The following is a 24,689-nucleotide window of genomic DNA, read 5'->3' as shown; positions in this document are numbered from 1 at the left end:
AAGGCGAAACCAAGGGTGACGAAAGGCGTGTTACGGGACCTCGCGCGTCCGTCGAACGTAGCCGTTCAGTCGGATTCGGCGCTGGTCGGCAGCGTCGAGGTGGCCGTGGCCAAGGATGACAAGAAGCGTGCGGAGAAAGGTACTTCGCTCCGACGGAAGAGCGGCCTGGAGGCTCTCCCGAGGGCGGAACTCGGACAGTCGGTAGAGCTGGCTCCGTGGCATGTACTGCACGACCTCGCGCAGGCTCTTTCCCTCTCTCGACAAGGCGCTGGGCGTGGTCTCGCCGAGCATTGGGGAAGCCTCAAGTACAGCCAGGCGCTCGATGCGGTAGCGGACAGCTACATACAGTTGTCCGCCGAAGCCAAAGGGATAGCCCGGGACTACAAGCGTCTGCAGTCGCGGGAGTTGGGGCAGGGTTTCGCCCTTGCCCTGGCACGGCAGGCCCTCCTACGTCGATATCCAGACCGCTTCGTATCCTTCGTCAGCGCCGATGTAGTCATACGGGCTGGATGGTCCAAGGGATCGGTCGGTTACGCCTACCGGCCCGACTTTTTCGCCGAAGTCTGGAAGCCGGGCGAGCCGTCACGTGTCTTCCCGATTGCGACCACGGGGAACCATGGAGGCCCCAAACCCTCCTATTCCCAACTCGCCGCATGCTCAGCCCATGTCGAGGCCATGCACATCGGCGCGTGGAACGAAACACCATGCCTTGTCTTCAGTACGGAGTTCCCTTCGGAGGGACCCGTTACAGTCCATGTCCTGCACGCACGAGGAGAGGACGGCTGGTTATACGGCTCGCCCGAGCATCCGCTGCGAAGCGTGAACAGTCCCGCCGAAAAAGGGAACATCGTGCCGGGCATCCAGCCTCCCACGCGCGGTGACCGGGTTCCCCAGTCCGAGCCCGGTTTCCATGTCCAGTCCGAGGACTCAGCATGGTTCCAGCACGTCGTGGCACGAACAGCGACAGCCGGAACAACTGCCTTCGCAGGCGATGGCGCCACAACCGCTCGCTACCTCACCACCGACCAGGGGAGTCGACGCTACGACGCCGGTGTCGCGCATGCGGCATCAGGAAGCGTCCAAGACGCGACGTACAGGCTTCTCGGCATCCCCTTCGTCGGCACGGATCACGTCTTCCGGCTGAACAACAAGCGTGTAGAGGCGTTCTCCGGCGTCGCAGCCGATCTCTTCGCCCTCCTCTCAGCTGGGAAGGCCGAGGAGTACCGCAGTGAAATTTACGCAAGACGCGGCACCTGGCCAGGACAGACGTGGGATCCGAACTGGGGAGGCCCTGTCTCGATCCAAGAAGACGGAACAGTCCTGGCCATGTGCCTACTGCGTTTAAGGAAGAGCACGAGCACTGAGGACGCCTCGACGTAACCCCCCTTCAGTCTCAGTGTTCTATGTTCTGCGCAGGCGGAGGAGACGCCATCAGAAACTCTGCGCTTTCTCCGCCCACGTTGGATCGAGTGCACCCCGGTTCATGTACCCGCCGTTGTTCCACCGCCCGGACGGCGGCGAGCAACAGAGGCCGGCGTTGGGCGTTGTGCGGAGGCATTGGGATTACGACCACGACCTCGTTCTGTGGGCGCACGCGGAGTGGGCGGTACAGGAGGCGCTGCCGCCGTCGCCGCGAGATCGTTCAGCGTGGCATTCACCACCGGCCAGCACATGTCGAGGGTGTCGCGGTTCGGGCTGTGTCCCTTCTGTTTCTCTGCCAGGGGATGGACGAGATTCCTGTACTGCCGGATAAGCTCCGAGGTCAGCTTGGCGTCGTACTCGATCCATTTGTTCTCGTACGCGAAGTTCAAGAAGTCATTCAGCCCCATGTTCCGCAACGGCTTCGGCATGGGTACGCCTGCGGCACGGACCTGCGCAGCATGCGCGAGCACACCCTCTAGGAGGCTGCCCAGCATGATGACCGCCGACGTGTAGGCGCCGTGCTCGTAGCAGGTGCGTGCCTCGTCCAGCCGGAGTTGCACGGTGGCGGCGAGTTCCGGGTCGCTCACCACCTCCGTCACAGAGACCTTCAGCTCGACACGCGGCAGCTGCCGTACTTCGTCCTCGAATCCGGCCTCACAGCGGACGAGGGCCAGTTGGCCTCCGTCCTCGCCGATGCGGCGTCCGCCGAGCACGAGTATCTCGTTGAGCTGCTTTAGTGTGGCGCGGTACTCGTGCTGCTGGTTGTAGTACTCAAGGCGGTTCGCCAGGCGCAGTATTGCGCGCTCGGCGTCATCCGTGCCTTCCTCCTGCCGTTCCTTGAGGAGTTCCCGGGCCCACTTGTGCCTGGGTGTGCTGCCGTCGTACTCCGGAACGTTGTCCCAACCCGCCCGTTGGAAGAACGCGGCGATCTCGTACCCCTTGCGGTAGAGCAGCGGCGGCTCGTCCCCGCAGATCAGGTGGGCGATCTCCGTCAGCGTGCTGTCGTCGAAGACTTCGCTCATGTCAGGCTCCTTCGGGAGAGACGGACGCATCCTCATCGAGCATTGCGTCGAGTTCGTCGGCGGTGAGGTCGGTGTCATCGGCGTCGTCGATGTCGACCGGAGTCCATGTGCTCCCCGCGTCACCATGCGCCTCCTCGGTGACTCCGGGGCTGATGCCCAGAGCGTCCAGCCGCTGCCACAACGGGGCCAGCGAATCCTCCGGGGACAAGGCGAACTCGCTGCTGCGCACGCGCCAGAACTGCCAGCCCGCTCGGCGCAGTTCGCGCTCCCGCTCGTAGTCCTCACGGATGTCGTCAAGATTGGAGTGATATGGGCTGCCGTCGCACTCCACGGCGAGACGGCCCGCCTCTCCGACGACGACGAGGTCGATGCGTTTGCCGCTGACCTTCCACTGCGGAACGACGTGGTAGCCGCGTTCCTTGATCCTTCGGAAGACCTGCTGCTCGAAGAGGGACTCGAACGGCTTGCACGGCTCGTCGGGCGAGACGGCGGACAGGCTGGGAGAGGCGCCCTGGAGTTCCGGCGGCGCCTGCATATAGGTGAGCAGGGAGTGGCGCAGGTCCCTGCTGCGCAGCTGGTCCGGTGTGACGGAGGTGAACAGCCACATCTGGTCGCGCGCCCGGCTGGCGGCCACGTTGAACCGCCTTCCGTCCCCCTGGCCGGTCAGGGCCCGGGTGTGGCCGGCGTCGATGACCAGCGAGAGCAGGATGACGTCCCGTTCGTCCCCCTGGAACTGTTCGGCCGTGCCGACACGTATGTTGTGTCGCTCGCGGATCGCGGGGTCGATCCGCGTATCGATGAGATTTTCCAACAGCCTTGTCTGGTGTCCGGAACGAAGCACGATGACTCCGAAACTCCGTTTCGCGTACGCGTCGTCCTCCGCGAGTTTCTGCAACGTGGCGACGATGCGTTCTGCCTCGGGCCTGTTGACCAGGGTGTCTCCCCGTCCCTCGCAGTGGCCCTCATGGACATGGACGACTTCGAGGGGCCGCAGCCGATCCGCTCCGTACTGTCGCAACGGCACGAGTTCGTTGTCGGGATAGAACTGGGTGGAGGACCATTTGATGATCTCCGGCATGCACCGGAAGTGCTCGGTAAGCCGGATCGTCTCGGGAAAACGGGCGGACAACAGGGCATACAGGTTGGACTTTGGACTGAGCCCGTCCCGCTGCCAGTCGATGAGATGGGGCAGGAGTGAGTCGAGGAGTTCGTCGAACCGCTCGTGCTTACCACCCGTGTAGAACGGGACACACTGCTTGTCGTCACCCACGACGATGACTCTCGGAGCGAGCCACAGCAGCATCAGCCCGTCCAGACCGACCTGGCTCGCCTCGTCCACGATGACGACGTCGAAGGCATCCGGCTCGGGATCAATCATTTCGGCGACCTGCTTGATCGGCATGACCCAGGCCGGAACCGCGGCACGCGCCTCACGCATCGCGGAACGGGCGTTCTTCAGATGCCGCTTGCCGAGTTTCGTCATTCCCTTGCCTGCGTTCGCCATGGCCGACGCATAGGCGCTCAGTGCCTGTTTCTGGCCGACCGTCATCCGGTCCAGGCAGTGATACAGCGCTCTGCTAGCGGCCAGTTGAGTCACCGTGTTCCTCAACTGTGTCTCGACCGCGCCCAGTTCACCTTCCAGTCGAGCTTCCCTCCCAGGCGTCAGCATCGTGTCCTGGAAGGTGCGTGCTCGCCGCCATGCCCAGGCTCCGTCCAGGTTCGCGAGGCGGGCCTCCCAGGCCGCCTCGGTTGGGGACTCGGCGAAGCGCCGCGCCAGTTCGGGGTGGTCCTCGGACAGTCGATCCAGGAGTTTGCGGGCCTCCCGACGATCGGCCTCACGGTGGAACGCCTCGGTCAGCGAGTCGATCGCGGACGTGTACGCCCGCGGATTACGGGCGGTGACAGCCCGGTGGACCTCTGCCAGTTCGGTCACTCCGCGGGCATCGGGTCGCGGCAGCTGCTCGGAGATGGATCGCAGCCTCTCCTCCGCTTCACGGGCACGGAGCAGCCGTTCCGCGGCGTTCGCCGACGTACGGACGTCATCCCACTGCTGTGCCGTCCGCACCGTGGCCTTGATCCGGGCCTTGAGCAGGACATCGTGCAGCGTACGTACGGAGTGGGTGAATCCGTCCACCGCGCGGAGCGTCGGCACCCGGTCCAGCAGCTCCGACAGAGCCACCTGTGTGGAGCCCTCGGCCTCGGGCGCGTCGACGCTCTTCCAGCGCTCGTTCAGCTGCCGAACGCACTGGCGTGCCGCCAGATGAGCCACCAAGGCGGAGATCTCGTCCGGTGTGCTGGGCAGCCGCCCATCCACCCGGCAGTCTCGCAGAAGGACTTGGGCCTCCTTCTGGACCGACCTCGGGGCGAACTTGCGCAGCTTGCCACCTGCACGCAAGTACTGTTCGAGGTCCTTCCCGGCGGCGATGAGACGTGATTCCTCAGCAAGCGCCACGTCGGGTACGTCGAGCACGGCGAAGGGCGTGTGCTGAAGGACGCTCTGAACGTCTTCGGCACGGGCGGACGCCTGCCGCACTCCCTCCCACAGCTGCTGCCGTCGGCCCGCCATTCCGTCCTGCAAGGCACGCGTGGTCCACTCCTCGGGCGGCCAGGCAGCAGGATCGCCCGGCAGTCCCTCGCTCTGCAGCGCGTGTTCCGCCGCGTCCAGCAGACCGACCAGTGTCGCGATCAACTCATTTCCGCAATCTGCGAGTTCGAGGGCGAGTGTGTCAGACGCCGGCGCAGCACAGGCACGTACAGCGGCGTCTAGGGCATTGACCGCCTCTTCGAACAGCACGGGTGGGACGAAGTCTGCGGGGTCCGGGCAGCGGGCGGCATGCTCGTCCAGCACTCCGGCCCCGTGCCGGGATACCAGACCCAGCAGGCGCTGGGCCTCGTCCTGGCTCAGCGAAGGTTGTCGCGGTGCCGAGGCGGGCAGGTCGGGCATCCAGTCGTACTTCGATGCACCGGCTGCGACGGTCTCCACGATCTCCACGAGCCGCCCCTTGTATCCGGGTGCCACGTCGAGGTGTTCGTACCACTCCGCCTCACGTATGGCGCGCAGATCGTCACGGAGCCGCGCGCGGGTGTCCGACAGTTCAGAGCGCAGCGCCTCATAGCCCTTGATCCTTACGTTGAGCCGCTCCGTCGACTGGGTGGCACTGAGCTGGGAGAGCGCGCGCACGGACTGTTCCAGGTCGTCGCTGCCGTCCTGGCGTCGGTCGCCCTGGAGGACGCACAGGCTGCGCAGCTCAGGAGGCAGTTGCTGCCGCAGGACCTTCAGCGCCTGGCCCTTCTCACTCGTCACGAGCACTCGCTTGCCGTCCGCCAGCAAGGCACACACGAGGTTGGCGATGGTGTGCGTCTTTCCCGTGCCAGGCGGTCCCTGAACGACAACGCCGGTATCGGTCTGTAGGCGCCTCAGTACCTCCCGCTGGGCTTCGTTCGACAGCAGCGGAAACAGCGGGTCGGGGCCGAGGGCGGGCGGCACGTCACGGCCCCCCGCCGCCGTACCCCACACCCTGCGGTCTTCCGCTTCGAGCCGGTACAGCAACTGAGCCAGGCCCAGTGGCGCGATTGCACCGGGCTGGGCGAGGCGGTTCGCGATGCCGTCATAGAAGTTCACGAGGGCGCCCTGGCCTCGCTGACGGAGAATGATCGCCGGCGCGAATCCGAGCGTGGGCACCGGCAGCGCCAGGTCGGCGGGCGGGCGGCCCCAGCCGCGGTGGAACGCCACCGCGCGATCGGTGCCGAACGCCCTCTCCGACCAGTCACCGAGCATGTCCTGGGAGTCCGGGGACAGCGGATGGAATCCTTCCGCATCGACACGTTCCCGCAGCGGGCCCAGCAGACGGGTGCTGTAGCCCTCGTCCGCGTCGAGGAACTCTCTGTCCTCCAGTCGCGCCGGGTCGCCGGGTGCGAGGGCCACGGTGATGGACATGTTCGTGGAATTCACGGTGAGTATCAGCGGCGCCGTCAGAATGTGCCGGGCGATGCGCGCCGACGGACGTGCGGCTCCGACGGTCAGCAATCCGGTGCCTAGTACCGCCTCATATTCCTCGCCGTCCTGCTGAATCCTGGTCGCCATTCGGTACAGCTGCTGATAGAGCTCCCGGTAAGGCCGGTCGACGCGCTCTTTCTCCGACCACTTGCGCCACGCGTCGAGCCATCGCGTGTAGGCGCGCAGCACGTCGTGCGCTTCCTCCCGGCGGATTTCGGAAACCTCGAACAGGTTTCCGTTCTCATCCTCCTGCCAGCCCTGACCCGGCCCCGACTCGGCCAGCGGCGGCGCTTCGGGCGTCGCGGTGGCGGCGGCCTCAGGGTCGATCCAGCCCGCCAGCACCTCGGGTATGACAGGAGCCGGGCGAGGCGGGCGGTGTGCCACCTTGAGAAGCGTCCGGTCGCCGTCCGGGTTCCGCCGGAGCCTGTCGTCCGGCAGGCCGGAGAGCCAGAGGACCTCCGGATATTTCTGCCAGTCCCGCACCGGCTTGTACGACCCGCGAACGAATTCGCGGATATATTCGATTAGTTGGCGCGTACGGTGGACCGCCTCCGGATTGTTCGCACGGAGTGCAGAGTGAAGAGACACTTATCCCCCAGGTCATGGCTCGATGGAAAGCCTTCCAGGATGTGGGAGAGAAGGGCCGCCATCAACAGAGACCGGCGAGTAATGACGTGAACAAGCCACATTTCGCGAAAGTTGGCTGTAACCCAGCCAACCGTTAGGAGCGAACCCACGTGCGGCGATCACGTGCCGCCGTGTACACCAACTCGACCTTGTCCGGTCGCAAGCCAGACTTGAGGTGCTTGAACGCCGAGATGTCGTGCTCCTGAAGGACTCGCACGTCCCGGAGTGACGGCACGACCTGCAGCTCTGCCACCGCAACGAAGGCGAGCACCGGCTGAACCTCGACGGGAAAGCCGCATGCACTCGTCAGCGCAGCTGAGGCCCGCCGCGCCTCTGCTCGGCTCTTTCGCACGTAGGGGTACGACTGGCCGCCTATGCGAACAGAGTCATCACCCACCCAAACGCGCGCTCCGCGGTGGCGCTTCGTGTTGAAGCAGAAGGCGCCGCCCGGACCAATCAGGACGTGGTCGATGTCAACTTCACCGGGCAGGGGTATGGAGTGCAGAACTCGCCAGCCTCGCCGCGCCAGCCTCTCCAGCTCCGCTCCCACCCGGCGCTCGCCGGCCAGTCCTGCGCGCCAATTGTCCGCCTCCAGACGCCGACCGGACAGCCTGGCCAACGCCCACTGCCAGAAGCCGGGCGTCAGCTCGTCCACCTTCATCTGCAGCGCGTCTCCCGGACGGTTCCCGGCAAGATCGTCCTCAGAATGCAGTGCCTTGTGCGCTACGGGCGAAGATGAAGCAGTGAGATAGGGCGCAAGGACATCAAGTACCGCGTCCCGCTGTTCCTCAACAAGGAGCTCCAGATACCCCGTGCGGCGGTCGAACCATGCGACCTTCTTGCCGTCCGACTGATTCACGTAGAGACGGTCATGTCCGTAACGCTTCCATGCGGAGACCTGTAAGCCGCTCACGCGCCCCCCGTTTCACATCCCGTCAAAGGCCAATGACCATGTGACCAGGATCAGAAACAGCGAGCAAGACAGCCTCATGTCTGCGCCGAGCAGGCTGGTGGTCGAGATCGGGCGCTCCCCAGCTGGTTCTGCAGACACGGCGAGGGCACATCCAGGGCACATGAGCCCGGGAAACGGCGTTGCCCCGTGAGAACTACCGAGAGGAGTTTTCCCAGGTCAACGCACATCCCCCCGCGAAACCCCAGGTCAGCCCCCTCCTGCCCCCAATCGCTGCACGAGTGGCAGGACTTCTCACACCGGCTGCATGAGGCGGGGCATCAGCCTTATTGCCTTGTGTGGCCCTGAGCTGGAGTTCGGTGGTTCGGGAGTTTGGGAGAGGCACTGGTGATGTGCCCTCGGCTTCCAGCCCGGGATCCTCGGTGACGGCGTCATCGATCGCATTGCGGGTGCCAGTCTCGCTGGGCGGCAGCGCAAAACGCTGGGACTGAAAGCACTCGTCCTCGGCCGGGATCCTTCAATTCTCAGTGGTGACGGCCAGGTCGGGGACGGACCGGTTTCCGGAGTCGGTGTCCCGCACCGGTTCCGGGCGGTGTTGGGCTCATGGCTGGTGTGGTGGTGGCGCTTGCTCAGGAGGCCGTCGGGGGAATGAGGTTGTCGAGTGCCTCGGCGCAGTCCTGGGCGGCCTGGGCCGAGCGCGGCAGCATGAGGTTCTCGTAGGCGCGGACGGCGTCGTCGATGCTGGATTCGGTGATGAGGGCGTGGGCGAGGTCGGTGCCGTCGAGCATGGCGAGGTTGGCACCGAGCCCGACGGGGGGCATCAGGTGCGCGGCGTCGCCCAGCAGGGTGATGCCCGGGACGTGTTCCCAGGTGTGCGGGGCGGGCAGCACGAACACGGGCCGGTTGACGAACCCGCCGTCGTGGTGCCGCAGGAGGTAGAGCAGGTTCTCGTCCCAGCCGTCGAACATCTTCAGCAGATGTGCGCGCACGGCCGCGGTACCGACCGGCTCGGCACAGGGGCCGAAGAGCCCTGGCACCGCCCACAGGTCCGGAGGGACAGTACGAAGAGGAAGCCTCCCAGGGAGGTGAGCACAGTGTGGTACTGGAATGGCGGTGGCTCGGTCTGGATGGTCTTCATGCCCCTGGTGTGGATCGTGCTGCTCGGCCTCTTCGTGTGGGTCGTGGTCCGTCTCACGCAGCACCCCATGGATCGCGGCAGCGGGCAAGGCCCCCGGCAGTCACCACGAGAGACACCCGAGGAGATCCTCGACCGCCGCTTCGCCTCCGGTGAAATCAACGCGGACACCTACGCCGAGGCCCGCGAACGCCTCGCCGCCCACCGGCCAAGGCCCAGATGACCGCCGCACGGCCGCCCACCGGCCAAGGCCCAGACGCCGCGGCACTTCGCCCTCCGGACCCCGACTGGGGCCGAGGGATCGGATGGGTCAGTGGCCGCAACCGCTGCGTCGCGGCCACCGGACCGTCCGCCTCACCGCGACTGGCATCGCACCTGCCGGAGGCGCCCGGCGGCCGGTGCCCGTTCAGCCTCCCGAGCGCCAGTGGGCAAGCGCGATCACCGCGCCCAGCCCGATCAGCACGGCGAGTGCCCCGAAGCCGTAGGTGAGCGTGGTGAGCGAGGCGACGGCCGCGACCAGGAGGGGCCCGCCCGCGTCGCCGAGTTCGCGGCCGAGTTCGGCCGCGCCCATGGTCTGGCCGAGGCGCTCCGCAGGGGTGTTCGCGGCCAGCGCGGCGAAGCCGAGCGGGGTGATCAGCCCCGTGCCGACGCCGATGACGGCGGCTGCGACGAGAATGCCGGTCAGACCCGGTAGCATCGCGCAGGCCAGACCCGCGGCTGTGACCAAGAGCCCCACGGCCAGGCCGGAACGAGTGGTGAGGCGCCCCTCGTCCAGAGCGCGCCCGGCCCGGGGCTGGACCACCGCGGCACAGCCGGCGAGCACCGACACCGCCGCCCCGGTCGCGACGGTGCCCAGTCCGGAGGCGCGGCCGGAGACCGGCAGGAAACCGACCCCCACCGACAGAGCCGCGGTCGCCGCCGCGAGCGCGGCCGTCGGCGCGAGGAAGACCGGGTCGGCCAGCCGCCGGGCCAGATCCAGGACCGTCTGCCGGGCCCTGGGCAACGGGGCTACGGCGGGAACGGCGAGCGCGGCCCAGACGGCGACCGCCACGCCGAGCACCGCGAGCACGGTGAACAGCAGCCGCAGACCGCCGACCCAGACCAGGACGCCGCCGAGCAGCGGACCAAGGGTGTAGCCGATGGACTTGTAGAAGCCGTAACTGCCGAAGGCCCGCCCGAGCTTCGCCGCCGGATTGAGCCGGGCGACCAGCGCGGAGGCGGACGGCGAGAAGGCGGAGGCCGCGGCGCCCTGTCCGAACCGGGCGGCCCAGAGCCAACCAGGGCTGTCCGCGACGACGTACAGCGCGGACGCGGCCGCGAAGGCGGCGAGCCCGCCGAGCAGCACCGGGCGGGCGCCGATGCGGTCGGCGAGCGTGCCGAAGACCGGCTTGAGCAGCACTTCCGCGCCGTCGTACAGCGCGAGCAGCCCGCCCAGCACCAGCAAAGAGGTGACCGCGCCCTTGGTGTGAGCGCCGAGGTTGGCGGCGATCCCGTGCGCGCCGAAGGCGGTGGTGAACCCTGCCGCGTACAGCGGCCACATCTGCCGGGCCGGGGCCGCCTGCGTGGTCACTGCTCCTCCTCCGGTGTCGTCAGCTCGTCTTCGCCGTCGGACTCGGACCGCCCAGAGCCGACCCGGAAAGCAGCCGACACCACACCTACCGATCGTCAGGCGCTCAGCACTCCGGTGGCCAGGAGTCCCAACAGTGCCACCCCGGCGACGATCCGGTAGGCCACGAACGCGTTGAAGGTGTGCCTGGCGACGAACTTCAGCAGCCAGGCGATGGAGGCGTAGGCGACCACGAAGGAGACGGCGGTGCCCACGGCGAGCGGTACGGCGCCGACTCCGGCACCCACGGCGTCCTTCAGTTCGTACAGGTCCCGGTGCCCCGCCGTGTCGCCGCGCTCCTCGCCCCGCCACTGGGGCGTCATCCGGTTTTCCTCACGGCAACCACAGCCGTCCTGGCCGCCGCAACGCTCGCCACCGCGGAGGCCACCCACGACCTCCACCTCCTGCTGCGGTCGGTCGGCGCCTGGTAGCGGCCACGGCGAGACGCTCCGCCACGCTCAGAGGAACCGCCCCAGCCACTGCACACACGCAAGGGCGTCCGCGAGGAACCGGTCTGCCTCCGGGGACCCGGCCTCGGGTGGCGGCCGGTGTTCGCGGCCGACGGCGAAGGCTTGTGCAATGGCCTCGGCGTGCGGCACTTCGCGGTCGGCGGCCAGTCTCAGGACCTGGCGTGCCGCGGTGGTGCGCAGGCCGTCGAGGAGGAAGGCGTAGCGCAGGGCGTCGAGGCAGTAGCGGGAGGCCAGCCAGGCGTCGCGCAGCGGGTCCGTGCGGCTTCGGTCGGCCGACGTCAGCCGGGTCCACAGGACGCTCTCGGCGTTCTGCGCCCAGAACCGCGCCTCACCCACGAGGGCGTGCCGGGCCGGCCACCGCACTCCTGCCTCCTCCAGCGAACCGACCACCGGATGCCGTTCCGCGAGGAGGCGGCAGGCGACGAGCGGTGCTTGGGCCACCTTCGCGGCCTGGGTGACGTTCACTCTCAAAGTGGCCACATGACGGTTCATGGCCGTCGCCAGGGAGCGCCAGTTCTCGTCGTACGGATCTCCGTCCACGACCACGGTCATGTCGATGTCGCTGAAGCGGCTGGTCGCGGCGGCGTCGAGCGCCGAGCCCGTGAGCACCGCCGACACGACGCGCTCCTCCGGTGCGAGCATCTCGCGGGCCCAGTGCGCCACCTCCTGCGGATCCGGGAGGGAGGGCAGCCCCGGCCCGGGACGTGCCGCCGGCCGGCCACCGGTCGCAGCGTGTGCCACCTGCCGCATCCGCACCGTCAGCTCGATCCCGAGCAGGCTTCTGAGTGCGGCGGCGATCACCGTGCGCTGCACGGTCGTGGCGGGCCGCTCGTCCTGGTACTCCACGGTGACCTCGGCGGCGTCACCCACCACGCGCGTGACGCCGAGGTCGAGGTGCCTGCTGAGTTTGGCCAGGTCGATCATCCGCAGGTCTCGTCCCCGGGCCCCGGTCACCACCACGTGCTCGGAGCGGGCGGCCAGGAGCTTGAGACGAGGTTGCGAACCTCCGCAGCCACAGCTCCCGTCGACCCAGACGCCGGTGTCTCCGGTGCGGTATCGCAGGAGCGGCATGGCGTGGTTGGCGAGCGGGGTCACGACGACCTCGCCGGGGCCGCGGGCGGGCAGCGGCTCGCCCCCGTCGCCGGTCACCTCGGTGAAGGCGTCGTCGTCGACGTGGTACGTGCCCGTCTCGCCGCACTCGTACCCGACGATGCCTGCTTCGGCGAGCGTGTACAGCGTGGTGACCGGGCAGTGGAAGGTCCGCGCGATGCGCTCACGCAGTCCGGCGGTGACCTGTTCGCCGGAGAGGACGACCAGCCGTGGCGGCACGGGCACACCGCCGTGGTGGAGCAGGCGGTCGCACAACGCGGCCATCACGCTGGGCATCGCGGTGATCACCTGTCCGCCCAGCCTCTCCAGGGCGGGCCGGAACTCGGCGTCGGGAAGCTGCCACGCCCGGCTCAGGTTCCACTTCGTCAGCCGAATGCCCAGCGGCTCGGTCGGGGCCGACGTCCGGGACACCGACGCGAGGTGCAGCGTCAGATGGAACACGGCGTAGCCGGACCGGGCCCCGGTGACCCGTTCCACGTGCCGGAACAGTGACGCGGCCTCCGCCTGCTGCGCGGCGTCGTCCACGACGATCTCGAGCGGTGGTCCGGTGGTCCCCGTCGTGTGGACGGTACGCCAACGACGTGGGTCGCCCTCGGCGGACCACAGGCGCGGCCGCTGCCGCCTGACCTCTTCCCTGCCCAGCAGGGGCAGCCGGCGCAGGGTGGCGATCGCGTCGGCGCCCGTGACCGGCCCCGGGGGGATCGACGCCTGGTAGTGCGGGACGTGCGAGCGGGCGTGGCCGAGCAGTCGGGCGAGGGCTTCGGTTGTGCTCGCCCTCATTGCGGGAGCCAATCCGCGGCCTCCTGATCGACTTCGGACAGAAACGTGGACAGTTCCTCGATGTCATGGCCGCTGGAGGCCCAGAAACGCGAGAACTCCTCGGTGTTCGCCTCCGCGGCCTGCCGGTCACCGAACGACGGCCTGAGTGCCCGGACACGGAACTGCGACATCTTGAGCAGTTTGCGCAGCGCCGTGACGTCTCCGCCCTCGGCGGACCACCGTTCCAGCAGTTCGGCCGGCACGGACTCGCCGTCCGCGGCCACTGCTGACCGCCGGGCCGAGGGGGCCCGCAGCAGACGGTTGCCGAGCAGCGCCCCGGTCTCCTTGCTCAGCCGGGGCGGGGTCGCCCGGAGGAACTGCTGGCCGAGGTACCCGGGAATTCCGGCCCGGTGGATCACCGACTTCATGATCCGTGTCCGCGCGAGGCGCTTTCTGCGTACCGCCCACATCACAGGTCCCCCTGGTCCGTCCGGCCACCGGGTCCGGCGCCCAGGTTCTCCAGCCGCCACAGCAGCCGGTCCACCGCGGCCCGTACGGCCGGGTCGCGCGGCCGTGCCGCCGCGGCCTGTCTGGCCCACTGCAACGCCTTCACCGACAGGCCCTGGCTGTCGTACACCAGCGCGAGTGCATGCAGTGCCCGCGGCAGTTCGCTGTGCAGCGACAGTGCACGCATGTCGCGCACCGCGCGTTCGAGGCGTTCCACCGCCGCCTGTTGAAGCCCCTGTCGTAGTTCGCACATCGCCAGGCTTGTCTCCGCGTCGATCCGGTGCCGCGCGTCGGCCTTCTCCCCACCGGCCTCCAGGGCGGCACGGTAGGCGGCCGCGGCTTTCTTGTACTTCCCCCGTCGCAGGTGGAGGTTGCCCCGCAGTTTGTGCGCGATCAACAGGCCGCCGCCGTCCCCGTCACGCGACCGCAGGTCGATGCAGACCTTCAACTCGGCCAGCGCCGAGGTGTCCTCGCCCTCGATGTAGAAGAGGAAGGCCCGCAGACCCGCCAGGTCGGCACGCGCCCACGACGAGCCGAGCCACCGCGCGGCTTCCTCCGCCTCGTGTGCGAGGTCCCAGGCGCTGCGCGTGTCGCCGAGTTGTGCGACCTTGCGGGACACGCGGATGCGCAGGCGTACCCGCTCGTCGTCGTCCCGCAGGTGGTCCGCGGCTGCGATCAGTGCCTTGGCGAGGAGCACGTACTCCTTCCAGAAGCCGCGGGAATTGAGCCGGTCGAGGAAGCCGGCCGGAAAGGTCTCGCGGAGCGCCTGCCACTCGCCGACGGCGATCGTCGAGAGGGCCACCGGCGGCGTCACCCGGGCCAGCAGGGGCAGGGCGCTGTCCTCCATCTGCCGCACGGCCACGGCGAGTTGGGAAGCGATGTCACGCACCGCGGCCGGCCGTGCCGACGGGGCGACGTCGTCGAGTGCCTGGACGACCAGTCCGGGCACCTCGAGGCCTTGGGCGGTGTGCCCGACCAGGCACCGGCCGGCCAGGTCCGGCAGGGCACCGCGAAAGCCCGGAGGCAACGGCAGGCGTTCGTCGTGGAAGTCCGCCGACGGCACTCCGTCCAGCACGGCGGCGTAGGCCAGTGCGGTCCGGTGTGCGGCCGGCAGTTGCGCGACGACCGCGGCCACCGCGGCGCGGGCGGACAGCACGTCGGAGGGCAGCTCGGGACGCACGAGCAGGGCCGCGGGCAGGAGTTGGGTGTGCGCGAGGAAGGCGCGCAGGGCCAGCGGATGCGACAGGACGTCGGGCGGAAGCTGATCGGCCATCTCTTCCGGATCGACCGGCAGGCGCATGGTCCGCGCCAGATGCGCGATGAACCGGACGCTCTCCTCCCGCGACATCGGCGGGACGAACACGTGGTTGACGTCCCGGCCCGGGTCGAGGCGGCTACGGGCGGTGGACAGCACCAGGCATTCGGGGAGTGCCGAGAACGCCTTCAGCACCGCGCGTGCGAAGGGTCCGGTACCCAGGTCGTCGAGCAGCACCAGCAGCCGCTCGTGCGCCACCTGCCCGAGGAGCGCGGCAAGGGCGTCCGCCCAGTCGAGCGCGTACAGCTCCTCCGCGGCGAGCCCCCGGCCGAAAGTCCGGCCCAGCCAGGCGTTGACCTCCTCCACCAGGTAGCGCGGTTCGACGGCTGCCGTCCGGCCGGCGGTGAGGGCGAGCACGGTCCGGTCGGAGCGGCACCCGTCGGCCACGTCGCACAGCACGGTGGTCTTGCCCATTCCGGGCAGTCCGTACAGGACGACCGGCGCCGCACCGGGTACGGCCGCCCGCAGCGCGGTGTCCACGACGGAGTGACGCTGCCAGTTGCCCGCCCGGACGTCGAAACGTAACCGGTATTCGGCCTGCGCCGGTTCTCTCGCCGTGCTCGACGGGGACCGGGCCGGCGGCCCCGGGGGCTCTCCCCGGATGCCGGCACACAGACGCTCGAAGGCGCCGGTGTGTTCCAGCCCCTGGCGGAAGTCGCAGTGGGCGTGGCCGCCGAGAAAGCGATGGGACTTCAGGAACGTGTCCGAAGCGCCGGGCAACAGGACCGGGATGACGCGCATGGTGTCATCGACCCGTTTGCGTACGGCGGCTTCGACCTCCTCGCTCTGCCATGGTCCGAGCCCCGTCGGACCGCACATGACGAGGCAGCACGGGCTGCCGTCCACCGCCCGTTCCAGGCCCTTGTACCAGATATCTCCGGGAACGAGGCTCCAGATGTCCAGGAACACCCGGAAGCCGGCCTCCCGCACCTTCTCGGCGAGCCGCTGCACGACCTCGCGGTCGGCGGAGTTGTAGCTGATGAAGGCGTCGTACGTCGACGTGCGCTCGCGGCCCTCGTCGCTCACCGCTGCGGGTCCCCCTCCCGGACGGCCGTACCCGGCGCCGCCCCTGCGCTGCCGGGCTCCGGATTATGCCCTCGTCCGGCGCCGGTCGCCCTGGTAACGGGGCCCGCGCACCCATCCCTTTAGTGTGACCCGGGGCACATCAACATGCCCACGGGACATGGAATTCGGCTCCTGGGGAACCCAGGGGGTCCGGGCCGGCGATCCGTCGCCGGTTTTCCCTCGCGCACGCCCCTACGTACTGTAGGGTCCGGCTGCCATTCAACTGTCCATCGGGGGACCCATGCAGGAAGTGCGTTGTCCGGGGCCCGGCGCCCCACCCGGCGAGGCCGCTCAGAGCGGCCTCGGGCGGACGGTCGCGGTGCTCGTCGTCAGTCTCACGATCGCCGCCGTCGGGGTGTACGAGCTGTGCGGCTTCGGGCTGCACAGCCTCGACCGGCGGCCTCACCTGTTCGGGGACGGGTTCGCCACCGCGGGCGTGATCGTCGCCACGGTGGCGGCCGGCGCGGCCCTCGGGAATCTCGCCTGGCTGCTGACCGCCTCCCGCCGGCCCCCGGCCCCGGCAGACACCCGCCGCAGACCCGCGACCACCGGCGAAGGCGCCCCCTCCGGCGGTACCGGCGAGCCCGCGCCCGCACCCGTCGAGTAAGACCCGCACAAACCCCGCTCTCAGGTTTCTTACCCTTTCCCGGAGTACGCTGGCGGACACCCCGTCCCGCCTCCGTTACCCTACAAAACGTAGGGTCGTACGAGGGCGTGCGGCGGAGGCGCGCCCGGTCGCCCGCTCCGCCCCCATCCGTCCCCGCCCGCGCCGGTGCCGCCGGCCCGCTCACCCCCAAGGTGACGTCTAACCCATGCCTGCACAGCAGTCGGTTGTCATCCCCCCACAGCGTTCTCCTCGCGATCCCGCGCATCCCTCCCCCGGGCCCCGTCTGCGCGCCCGGGCCGCGGCGGCCACCGTCTGGTATCTGCGGCTGCTCGCGGTGCTCAACATCGTGGCGGTCCTCTCGCTGCCGTTCCGCGAGGAGGTCCACGAACACAACGCGGGCGAGTTCTTCACCCCGTACCTGGCCACCGCGGGCCTGGTCTCGGCGGTGCTCGCGCTGTTCCTCGCCGCCGTGATGCGACGCAGGAAACGCGCCGCCTGGGTGTTCAACCTGCTGCTCGCCGGCCCCCTCTTCGCGCTCTACGTCCTCGCGCTGACCCAGGACGGCTTCCAGGACCACCTCTTCAACTGGCTCTCCGCCGGGCTCACCGGACTGTTCGTGGCCGCGCTGCTCATCGGCCGGCGCGAGTTCAACGCCATCGGTGACCGTTCCAACCCCAAGCTGGCCCTGGCCGCCGGCGCCGGCGGCGTCCTCCTCACCGGCGGCATCGGCACCTGGCTGGTCGACGCCACCAACAAGGCCCACGGCGCCGCCTCCCTCGGCGACAAGATCGTCTACGCGCTGCTGCGCGGCGTCAGCGTCGGCCCGTTCGCCGACCACATCCCGCACGTGCACGCGCCCCGCTGGGTGGACATCACGATCAACATCCTGATGGGTGCCACCTCCCTCCTCGTTCTGTACGCCTGCTTCCGCTCCCCGCGCGGCCGCGCCCTGCTCACCGACGAGGACGAGAAGCGGCTGCGCGAGCTGCTCGACCGGCACGGCGAGCGCGACTCCCTCGGCTACTTCGCGCTGCGCCGCGACAAGGCCGCCATCTTCTCCCCGACCGGCAAGGCCGCCGTCACCTACCGCGTCGTCGGCGGCGTCAGCCTGGCCTCCGGCGATCCGATCGGCGATCCCGAGGCCTGGCCCGGCGCCATCGACGCCTGGCTCGCCGAGGCCCGCCGGCACGCCTGGACGCCCGCCGTCATGGGCGCGAGCGAGGAGGCCGGCACCATCTACGCCCGGCACGGCCTGGACGCGCTGGAACTGGGTGACGAGGCGATCGTCGAGGTCGCCGACTTCAGCCTGGAGGGCCGGGCCATGCGCGTCGTGCGCCAGGCGCACAACCGCGTCCGCCGTGCCGGGTACACGGTACGGATCCGCCGGCACGAGGACATTCCCGACGACGAGATGGCGCTGCTGGTCGAGCGTGCCGACCAGTGGCGCGACGGCGCGACCGAGCGCGGCTTCTCCATGGCGCTCGGGCGGCTCGGTGACCCGGCGGACGGCCGGTGCGTGATGCTGGAGTGCCGGGACGGCGAAGGGGTGCCGCGGGCGCTGCTGAGCTTCGTGCCCTGGGGCGAGAACGGGCTGTCGCTGGACCTGATGCGCCGCGACCGCTCCAGCGAGAACGGCCTGATGGAGTTCATGGTGGTCGAACTGCTGCTGCGGGCCGAGGAGGTGGGGGTCGGGCGGGTCTCGCTGAACTTCGCGATGTTCCGGTCGGTCTTCGAGCGCGGGGCGCGGCTGGGCGCGGGGCCGGTGCTGCGGCTGTGGCGCTCGGTGCTCACCTTCTTCTCCCGCTGGTGGCAGATCGAGTCCCTCTACCGCGCCAACGCCAAGTACCGGCCCGTGTGGGAGCCTCGGTTCCTGCTCTTCGACAAGAGCAGCGACATCCCGCGCATCGGCATCGCCAGTGCCCGCGCCGAGGGCTTCCTCACGCCGCCGGCCCTGCCGTCCTTCAGCCGCCGCAAGGAGCAGACCCCGGCACAGCAGCCCACCGGCCCCGCCCGCTGACCGCGACACCGGTCACCTCGCACCGGCGCCCGGCGCCTCTCCCCCGCCCCCTGGCCCGGGAAGGGGCGCCCCCGCCGGGGCGCGCGCACCAACCGGCCCCGTCAGGTCCCTGCGTGTGACGGCCCCGTCAGGTCCCTGCGTGTGACGTCCCCGTCAGGTCCCTGCGTGTGACGTCCCCGTCAGGTCCCTGCGTGTGACGTCCCCGTCAGGTCCCTGCGCGTGACGTCCCCGTCGTGCCCCCGTCGTGGTGACGTCGGCTGCCGCCCACCGTGAACCCGATGACGGAGCCGCCGCCGTCCCGCCGGAAGGCGAACGGGGCTCCTCCGTGGGCCAGAGCCACCTCACGCACGATGGACAGGCCGAGGCCGGAGCCAGGCAGCGAGCGGGCGTCGGCGGCGCGGTAGAAGCGGTCGAAGATGCGGATCAGGTCGCCGTCGGCGATGCCGGGCCCGCGGTCGAGTACCTCGACGCGGACCGGGCCGACGGGAGTGCCCCATGTTCGAGCGGAGCCGGGAGTGCGCGGGTGGGCGGGCCCGGCGACGGCGATCTCGATGGGCGCCTTGCCCTCGCGGTCGAACTTCGCGGCGTTCTCCACGAGGTTGGACAGGGCGCGCTGGAGCAGGCCCGAGCGGCCCTCGGTCGTCGTGTCGCCACTGACGCGGACCACGATCTCGCGCCCGGTACGGCGTCGGGCCACGCCCGCGACGTCCTCGGCGATGTCGGCGAGGTCGACCTGCTGCGGCGGCTCGGTGTCGGACTGGCCGGCCGCCAGGTCGACCAGCTCGTTGACCAGGTCGGTCAGCTCGCGGGCCTCCTGGGTGAGGTCGGCGACCAGCTCCTCGCGGGTGGTGGGCGGCAGTTCGTCGATGCGGCGCAGCAGGGAGATGTTCGTACGCAGCGAGGTCAGCGGCGTGCGCAGTTCGTGACCGGCGTCCTGGACCAGGCGGCGCTGGTCCTCCTCGGACTGGGCGAGCCGGCCCAGCATGCGGTCGAAGGAGCGGCCGAGGCGGCCCACCTCGTCGTATCCGGTGACGGGGACCTCGATACCGAGCTGCCGGGTGCGGGCGACGTCCTCCGCGGCGGAGGTGAGGACCACCAGCCGGCGCGTGATGCGGCGCGCCAGCCACCAGCCGAACAGGCCCGCGGCGATCACCACGACGCCCATCAGGACCAGCGTTCGCTGCTGGAGCTCCCGCAGCAGGTCCTCCGTGTCGCTGAACTGCTGCGCCACCTGCACGGCACCGCGCCCGTCGCCGAGCGCGACGGTCGCGATCCGGTAGACGTCGTCGGCCACCGCGACGTCCCGGTACTCGACCGTCTTCCCGGCCCGGCCGGCGACTGCGATCCCCCGGTCCTTCGCGGTGACCGGCAGCACCGGGCTGCCGCGGTCGACGATCTGTCCCTGGTCGCCGAGCACCTGGACGTCGGTGCGGCTGGGCCGTACCACCTCGTGTCCGGGCCGGGAGGAGGAGAAGTCGGCGGGCATCCGGTCGTAGCGCCGTACCTCGTCCTGTACGTCCTGCACGACCTGGGTGAACACCGACTGCTGGTCCACGCGCACCAGCCGGGCCGCGGAGTTGTACGACACGATGCCGACCAGGATGGTGACGGCGGCGGTCACCACGGCGAACGAGACGGCGAAGGTGGTCCGCAGCGACGACAACCGGGGCCGCGGTCTGTCCAGCAGCCGCGCGAGGCGGCCCACTCAGTCCTCCCGCAGCACGTAACCCACACCGCGGACCGTGTGGATCAGCTGCGGGGCGTCCGGCTCGTCGAGCTTGCGGCGCAGATAGCCGACGTACACGGCGAGGTTCTTGGAGCCGGGGCCGAAGTCGTAGCCCCAGATGCGGTCGTAGATCGTGGAGTGGTCGAGGACGATCCCGGCGTTGCGGACCAGCAGTTCGAGGAGCTCGAACTCGGTGCGGGTCAGCTCCAGCTCGCGCTTGCCGCGCCACACCCGGCGGGCCTGGAGGTCCATGCGGATGCCGGCCGCCTCGATCTGCCGCTCGGGCAGCTGCGGCTCCCTCGCGGGTGCCTCGCCGGTGGCAGCGCTGCCGCCGACGGCGACCGGGCTGGTGCGGCGCAGCAGGGCGCGCAGGCGGGCGAAGACCTCCTCCACGTCGAACGGCTTGACGACGTAGTCGTCGGCGCCCGCGTCCAGGCCCGCGATGCGGTCCGCGGTCTCGACCAGGGCGGTGAGCATGAGGATGGGGGTGCGGTCGCCCTCGGCACGCAGGACCCGGCAGACCTGGAGGCCGTCGATGCCCGGCATCATGACGTCCAGGACGAGGACGTCCGGCGGGGTCTTGTGGGCCTGTGCGAGCGCCTCGACGCCGTCGGCGACCGCCGTCACCTCGTAGCCCTCCAGTGTCAGGGCCCGCTCCAGGGCATGGCGGATGGCGCGGTCGTCTTCGGCGAGCAGCACAGTCTGAGGCACGCGTCCAGTCTGCCAAGGTCTGTGACCCTCTGGCCGGGGCAAGCGGGTCTACCATCACCCTTTTTACCCGCCTCTCACCGGCACGGACGCAACCCTGAACGGCCGCCCACCGTCCTCTCACCATTCGCGGCGCCTGCGCGAGGCGCACCGCCGGCGCCGGGCAGCGCGCCCCCGAGCTGCGGCCACTCGTATCCGGCACCCGCACCGGGCACCCGCACCGGGCACCCGCACCGCTCACGCCCGCAGCGCGGCCAGCCGCTCCTCGAACGGCACCACCTCGAACGCGCCGATCCTCGCCTCCGGCGCCGGCTCGGAGCCGTCGCCCGCCCGCGCGGGGCGCCCCGCCGACGGCCCCGCCATCAGCGCGGCCAGCTCGCCCGCCGCCCGTTCGATCCGCTCCGGCAGGCCTTCCGCGCCCCAGTCCTCCGAGGCGGCGTACACCGCGGTCGGGACGACCACGGCCCGCAGGTAGGCGAAGAGCGGCCGCAGCGCGTGCTCCAGCACCATGGAGTGGCGGGGGGTGCCGCCGGTGGCGGCGATCAGCACCGGCTTGCCGGCCGGCGCGTCCTTGTCCAGCACGTCGAAGAACGACTTGAACAGCCCGCTGTACGAGGCCGAGAACACCGGCGTGACGACGATCAGCCCGTCCGCCTCGGTGACGGCGTCCAGCGCGGCCGCCAGCCCGCGCCCCGGGAACCCGTTGGTGAAGTTGTGCGCGATCTCCACGGCGAGCTCGCGCAGCTCGACGACCTGGATGTCCACCGGGGTCGTGCGGTCCACGGCGGCGGCCAGCCGGTCGGCGAGCAGCCGGGTGGAGGACGGGACGCTCAGTCCCGCCGAGACGACGACGAGCTTCATGCGACGGTCACCTCCTTGCCCTCAGTGGTCTCACTGTTCTCGGTGTTCTCAGTGTTCTCGGTGTTCTCGGTGTTCTCGGTGTTCTCGGTGTTCTCGGCGTTCTCGGCGTTCTCGGTGTTCCTCTTCTCGAGGAGGGAACCGTGGGTCGGCGCCTCCGGCGCATCCGCCGGACGGCCCTTGGCGAACTCCTTCCGGAGCACCGGCACGACCTCCTCGCCCAGCATGTCGAGCTGCTCGAGGACGGTCTTCAGCGGCAGTCCCGCGTGGTCCATCAGGAACAGCTGGCGCTGGTAGTCACCGGCGTACTCGCGGAAGCTCAGGGTCTTCTCGATCACCTGCTGCGGGGAGCCGACGGTCAGCGGGGTCTGCTCGGTGAACTCCTCCAGGGACGGCCCGTGCCCGTAGACCGGCGCGTTGTCGAAGTACGGCCGGAACTCACGGACGGCGTCCTGGGAGTTCTTCCGCATGAACACCTGGCCGCCGAGCCCGACGATCGCCTGCTCGGGCGTGCCGTGCCCGTAGTGCGCGAACCGCTTCCGGTAGAACTCGACCATCCGCTTGGTGTGGTCGGCCGGCCAGAAGATGTTGTTGTGGAAGAAGCCGTCACCGTAGTACGCGGCCTGCTCGGCGATCTCCGGCGACCGGATCGAGCCGTGCCAGACGAACGGCGGGACCCCGTCCAGCGGGCGCGGGGTGGAGGTGAAGCCCTGCAGAGGGGTGCGGAACTTGCCCTCCCAGTTCACCACGTCCTCGCGCCACAGCCGGTGCAGCAGGGCGTAGTTCTCGATGGCGAGGTTGATGCCCTGACGGATGTCCTGGCCGAACCAGGGGTAGACCGGCCCGGTGTTGCCGCGGCCCATCATCAGGTCGACCCGGCCGTCCGCGAGGTGCTGGAGCATCGCGTAGTCCTCGGCGATCTTCACCGGGTCGTTGGTGGTGATGAGGGTGGTGGAGGTGGAGAGGATCAGCTTCTCCGTCCGCGCGGCTATGTAGCCGAGCATCGTGGTCGGGGACGACGGCACGAACGGCGGGTTGTGGTGCTCGCCGGTCGCGAAGACGTCGAGGCCGACCTCCTCGGCCTTCAGCGCGATGGCGACCATGGCCTTGATGCGCTCGCGCTCGGCCGGCGTACGGCCGGTGGTGGGGTCCGGCGTGACGTCGCCGACGCTGAAGATCCCGAACTGCATGGCCGCTCACCCTCCAATTGGTTGACCGTTAAACTAACAGCCCCGTCAACGGTCACACCACCGCCGCTATTCCAGCGACCGGCGATCCCGATCGCCGTCGGGGGCCGGTGTGGCCCCCGCACCCCAAAACCGGTCGGGCCCTCCGCCCCTACCGCCCCGACCGCCCCGACCGCGCCGACCGCGGCACCCCGCGCCGCCCGCCCGATTTCCCCGCGTGCGAAGCTGCCGCCATGCTCATCCTCCGCTCCGCCGCCCTCTTCGTCGTCGCCGCGCTGTTCGAGATCGGCGGCGCCTGGCTGGTGTGGCAGGGCGTGCGTGAGCACCGCGGCTGGCTGTGGGTGGCCGGGGGCGTGCTCTCGCTCGGCGCGTACGGCTTCGTCGCCACCTTCCAGCCGGACGTGCACTTCGGCCGCATCCTCGCCGCGTACGGCGGGATCTTCGTCGCCGGCTCGATTCTGTGGGGCGTGGTCGCGGACGGCTACCGGCCCGACCGCTGGGACGTGACCGGCGCCCTGGTCTGCCTCGCCGGCATGGCCCTGATCATGTGGGCCCCGCGCAACGGCGGCTGAGCACCGGCGGCCGGACGGCCCGGCCGCGCGCCGCCCAGGTCACCTACCCTGGGCACAGACCGATCGCCGTACGCCCGAGGAGCAGCCCCATGGCCACCGCCGCACCGTCCGCCGCCTCCCGCATCGCCGTCGTCACCGGTGCGAGCAGCGGCATCGGCGCCGCCACGGCCCGGCAGCTCGCCGCGGCCGGCTACCGCGTCGTGCTGACCGCGCGCCGCAAGGACCGCATCGAGGCGCTCGCCGAGGAGATCAACGCGGCAGGTCACTCCGCGACGGCGTACCAGCTGGACGTCACCGACCGGGCCGCCGTCGACGAGTTCGCCACCGCCTTCAAGACCATCGGTGTGCTCGTGAACAACGCCGGCGGCGCACTGGGCGCCGACCCGGTCGCCACCGGTGACCCGGCCGACTGGCGCACGATGTACGAGACCAACGTCATCGGCACGCTGAACCTCACCCAGGCGCTGCTGCCCAAGCTGGTGGCGAGCGGCGACGGCACGGTCGTGGTGGTGTCCTCCACGGCCGGTCACGGCACGTACGAGGGCGGCGCGGGCTACGTCGCCGCCAAGCACGGTACGCACGTCCTCGCGGAGACCCTGCGCCTGGAGATCGTCGGACAGCCGGTCCGCGTCATCGAGATCGCGCCCGGCATGGTCAGGACGGACGAGTTCGCGCTGACCCGCTTCGGCGGCGACCACGAGAAGGCGGCCAAGGTCTACGAGGGCGTCGCCGAACCGCTCACCGCCGACGACGTCGCCGACACCGTCACCTGGGCGGTCACCCGCCCCAGCCACGTCAACATCGACCTCCTGATCGTGCGCCCGCGCGCCCAGGCCTCGAACACCAAGGTCCACCGGGAGTAGCCGTGACCACCGGGCCCGAACAGGCCGGCACGGCCGGACGCGAGGCCGAGCGACGGGCCGAACAGGAACGCCTGTCCCTGGAGAAGAAGCGCGAGCGCTACGTCTGGTACTACCTCGGCTACTTCCTGTTCGGCATCCACATCGTCGCGTTCGTGATGATCTACGCGGTACGACACGCGAAGTAACCGGGCACGAGGGCCGCCGCC

At 69.9% G+C, this 24,689-nt stretch carries 19 protein-coding genes and 2 pseudogenes; 8 read left to right on the top strand and 13 right to left on the bottom strand.

Annotated elements, in window-relative coordinates; translation table 11 throughout:
* Positions 1 to 27: 27 nt before the first annotated feature.
* Positions 28 to 1,380, top strand: coding sequence for a hypothetical protein (locus tag AB0A61_RS02910; RefSeq protein WP_361285132.1), 1,353 nt, complete (start codon positions 28 to 30; stop codon positions 1,378 to 1,380).
* A 101-nt stretch (positions 1,381 to 1,481) separates the two neighbouring features.
* Here AB0A61_RS02910 and AB0A61_RS02905 read toward each other — a convergent pair whose 3' ends face one another.
* The 4 genes and pseudogenes from AB0A61_RS02905 to AB0A61_RS02890 all read right to left on the bottom strand — a co-directional run.
* A complete protein-coding gene (locus tag AB0A61_RS02905) occupies positions 1,482 to 2,444 on the bottom strand; it encodes a hypothetical protein (protein WP_361285129.1) in 963 nt (320 codons plus the stop codon).
* A 1-nt stretch (position 2,445) separates the two neighbouring features.
* Positions 2,446 to 6,825: an AAA domain-containing protein gene (locus AB0A61_RS02900; protein WP_361285126.1), complete on the bottom strand. Its 4,380-nt coding sequence runs from the start codon at positions 6,823 to 6,825 to the stop codon at positions 2,446 to 2,448.
* 337 nt (positions 6,826 to 7,162) lie between these two features.
* Positions 7,163 to 7,927 (bottom strand): nuclease-related domain-containing protein, encoded by a 765-nt coding sequence (locus AB0A61_RS02895; RefSeq protein WP_361285123.1) that lies wholly within the window; start codon positions 7,925 to 7,927, stop codon positions 7,163 to 7,165.
* 680 nt (positions 7,928 to 8,607) lie between these two features.
* Positions 8,608 to 8,976 (bottom strand): annotated as a pseudogene (locus AB0A61_RS02890) (FAD-dependent monooxygenase); the annotation flags it as partial.
* Positions 8,977 to 9,063: 87 nt separating this feature from the next.
* Between AB0A61_RS02890 and AB0A61_RS02885 the strand changes: the two are divergent.
* Positions 9,064 to 9,336 carry an SHOCT domain-containing protein gene (locus tag AB0A61_RS02885; RefSeq protein ID WP_361285120.1) on the top strand — a complete coding sequence of 91 codons (273 nt, stop codon included), beginning with the start codon at positions 9,064 to 9,066 and terminating at the stop codon, positions 9,334 to 9,336.
* A gap of 183 nt (positions 9,337 to 9,519) precedes the next feature.
* On the opposite strand, the gene AB0A61_RS02880 is transcribed toward AB0A61_RS02885, so the two are convergent.
* Together AB0A61_RS02880 and AB0A61_RS02875 are read right to left on the bottom strand one after the other, a co-directional pair.
* The gene (locus AB0A61_RS02880; RefSeq protein WP_361286205.1) at positions 9,520 to 10,653 is read right to left on the bottom strand and encodes an MFS transporter; all 1,134 of its coding nucleotides are present in this window, start codon (positions 10,651 to 10,653) and stop codon (positions 9,520 to 9,522) included.
* Positions 10,654 to 10,778: 125 nt separating this feature from the next.
* A pseudogene (locus AB0A61_RS02875) lies at positions 10,779 to 10,993 on the bottom strand (undecaprenyl-diphosphate phosphatase); the annotation flags it as partial.
* Position 10,994: 1 nt separating this feature from the next.
* Between AB0A61_RS02875 and AB0A61_RS02870 the strand changes: the two are divergent.
* A complete protein-coding gene (locus AB0A61_RS02870) occupies positions 10,995 to 11,150 on the top strand; it encodes a hypothetical protein (RefSeq protein ID WP_361285117.1) in 156 nt (51 codons plus the stop codon).
* 27 nt (positions 11,151 to 11,177) lie between these two features.
* Here AB0A61_RS02870 and AB0A61_RS02865 read toward each other — a convergent pair whose 3' ends face one another.
* Genes AB0A61_RS02865 through AB0A61_RS02855 form a run of 3 tightly spaced genes read right to left on the bottom strand, consistent with a single transcriptional unit; the run spans position 11,178 to position 15,906 of the window.
* On the bottom strand, positions 11,178 to 13,079 hold the full coding sequence (locus tag AB0A61_RS02865; RefSeq protein WP_361285114.1) for a hypothetical protein: 1,902 nt from the start codon (positions 13,077 to 13,079) through the stop codon (positions 11,178 to 11,180).
* Complete coding sequence (locus AB0A61_RS02860; protein ID WP_361285111.1) at positions 13,076 to 13,486, bottom strand: hypothetical protein; 411 nt, start codon at positions 13,484 to 13,486, stop codon at positions 13,076 to 13,078. The genes AB0A61_RS02865 and AB0A61_RS02860 overlap by 4 nt, the downstream gene beginning before the upstream one ends.
* A 41-nt stretch (positions 13,487 to 13,527) precedes the next feature.
* Positions 13,528 to 15,906, bottom strand: a complete 2,379-nt coding sequence (locus AB0A61_RS02855) for a toll/interleukin-1 receptor domain-containing protein (protein ID WP_361285108.1) — start codon at positions 15,904 to 15,906, stop codon at positions 13,528 to 13,530.
* A 280-nt stretch (positions 15,907 to 16,186) separates the two neighbouring features.
* On the opposite strand from AB0A61_RS02855, the gene AB0A61_RS02850 reads away from it, so the two are divergent.
* Both AB0A61_RS02850 and AB0A61_RS02845 read left to right on the top strand, forming a co-directional pair.
* Positions 16,187 to 16,552 (top strand): hypothetical protein, encoded by a 366-nt coding sequence (locus AB0A61_RS02850; protein WP_361285105.1) that lies wholly within the window; start codon positions 16,187 to 16,189, stop codon positions 16,550 to 16,552.
* 205 nt (positions 16,553 to 16,757) lie between these two features.
* Complete coding sequence (locus tag AB0A61_RS02845) at positions 16,758 to 18,569, top strand: phosphatidylglycerol lysyltransferase domain-containing protein (protein WP_361285102.1); 1,812 nt, start codon at positions 16,758 to 16,760, stop codon at positions 18,567 to 18,569.
* A 205-nt stretch (positions 18,570 to 18,774) separates the two neighbouring features.
* Here the strand turns inward: AB0A61_RS02845 and AB0A61_RS02840 are convergent, their stop codons facing one another.
* The 4 genes from AB0A61_RS02840 to AB0A61_RS02825 form a co-directional block, all read right to left on the bottom strand.
* A complete protein-coding gene (locus tag AB0A61_RS02840) occupies positions 18,775 to 20,274 on the bottom strand; it encodes a HAMP domain-containing sensor histidine kinase (RefSeq protein WP_361285099.1) in 1,500 nt (499 codons plus the stop codon).
* Complete coding sequence (locus tag AB0A61_RS02835) at positions 20,275 to 20,994, bottom strand: response regulator transcription factor (RefSeq protein ID WP_361286203.1); 720 nt, start codon at positions 20,992 to 20,994, stop codon at positions 20,275 to 20,277. It abuts the gene before it with no gap.
* Positions 20,995 to 21,240: 246 nt separating this feature from the next.
* Positions 21,241 to 21,864, bottom strand: coding sequence for an FMN reductase (locus AB0A61_RS02830; RefSeq protein WP_361285097.1), 624 nt, complete (start codon positions 21,862 to 21,864; stop codon positions 21,241 to 21,243).
* Positions 21,861 to 23,051, bottom strand: a complete 1,191-nt coding sequence (locus AB0A61_RS02825; protein ID WP_361285094.1) for an LLM class flavin-dependent oxidoreductase — start codon at positions 23,049 to 23,051, stop codon at positions 21,861 to 21,863. The genes AB0A61_RS02830 and AB0A61_RS02825 overlap by 4 nt, the downstream gene beginning before the upstream one ends.
* A 230-nt stretch (positions 23,052 to 23,281) precedes the next feature.
* On the opposite strand from AB0A61_RS02825, the gene AB0A61_RS02820 reads away from it, so the two are divergent.
* The 3 genes from AB0A61_RS02820 (at position 23,282) to AB0A61_RS02810 (ending at position 24,668) form a co-directional block, all read left to right on the top strand.
* Complete coding sequence (locus AB0A61_RS02820) at positions 23,282 to 23,620, top strand: YnfA family protein (RefSeq protein ID WP_361285091.1); 339 nt, start codon at positions 23,282 to 23,284, stop codon at positions 23,618 to 23,620.
* 89 nt (positions 23,621 to 23,709) lie between these two features.
* Positions 23,710 to 24,483 carry an SDR family NAD(P)-dependent oxidoreductase gene (locus AB0A61_RS02815; protein WP_361285088.1) on the top strand — a complete coding sequence of 258 codons (774 nt, stop codon included), beginning with the start codon at positions 23,710 to 23,712 and terminating at the stop codon, positions 24,481 to 24,483.
* A gap of 2 nt (positions 24,484 to 24,485) precedes the next feature.
* On the top strand, positions 24,486 to 24,668 hold the full coding sequence (locus tag AB0A61_RS02810; protein WP_361285084.1) for a hypothetical protein: 183 nt from the start codon (positions 24,486 to 24,488) through the stop codon (positions 24,666 to 24,668).
* Positions 24,669 to 24,689: the final 21 nt, after the last annotated feature.

This window comes from Streptomyces sp. NPDC046197 (assembly GCF_040646295.1).
Lineage (GTDB): Bacteria > Actinomycetota > Actinomycetes > Streptomycetales > Streptomycetaceae > Streptomyces.
This window is presented reverse-complemented; position numbering and strand designations above follow the sequence as displayed.

What these genes read in the sequence shown, in the direction of transcription:
- AB0A61_RS02905 (WP_361285129.1), bottom strand. Translation starts at nt 2,444, where the DNA reads ATGAGCGAAGTCTTCGACGACAGCACGCTGACGGAGATCGCCCACCTG.
- AB0A61_RS02880 (WP_361286205.1), bottom strand. Translation starts at nt 10,653, where the DNA reads ATGTGGCCGCTGTACGCGGCAGGGTTCACCACCGCCTTCGGCGCGCAC.
- AB0A61_RS02865 (WP_361285114.1), bottom strand. Translation starts at nt 13,079, where the DNA reads ATGAGGGCGAGCACAACCGAAGCCCTCGCCCGACTGCTCGGCCACGCC.
- AB0A61_RS02860 (WP_361285111.1), bottom strand. Translation starts at nt 13,486, where the DNA reads ATGAAGTCGGTGATCCACCGGGCCGGAATTCCCGGGTACCTCGGCCAG.
- AB0A61_RS02850 (WP_361285105.1), top strand. Translation starts at nt 16,187, where the DNA reads ATGCAGGAAGTGCGTTGTCCGGGGCCCGGCGCCCCACCCGGCGAGGCC.
- AB0A61_RS02845 (WP_361285102.1), top strand. Translation starts at nt 16,758, where the DNA reads ATGCCTGCACAGCAGTCGGTTGTCATCCCCCCACAGCGTTCTCCTCGC.
- AB0A61_RS02830 (WP_361285097.1), bottom strand. Translation starts at nt 21,864, where the DNA reads ATGAAGCTCGTCGTCGTCTCGGCGGGACTGAGCGTCCCGTCCTCCACC.
- AB0A61_RS02825 (WP_361285094.1), bottom strand. Translation starts at nt 23,051, where the DNA reads ATGCAGTTCGGGATCTTCAGCGTCGGCGACGTCACGCCGGACCCCACC.
- AB0A61_RS02820 (WP_361285091.1), top strand. Translation starts at nt 23,282, where the DNA reads ATGCTCATCCTCCGCTCCGCCGCCCTCTTCGTCGTCGCCGCGCTGTTC.
- AB0A61_RS02815 (WP_361285088.1), top strand. Translation starts at nt 23,710, where the DNA reads ATGGCCACCGCCGCACCGTCCGCCGCCTCCCGCATCGCCGTCGTCACC.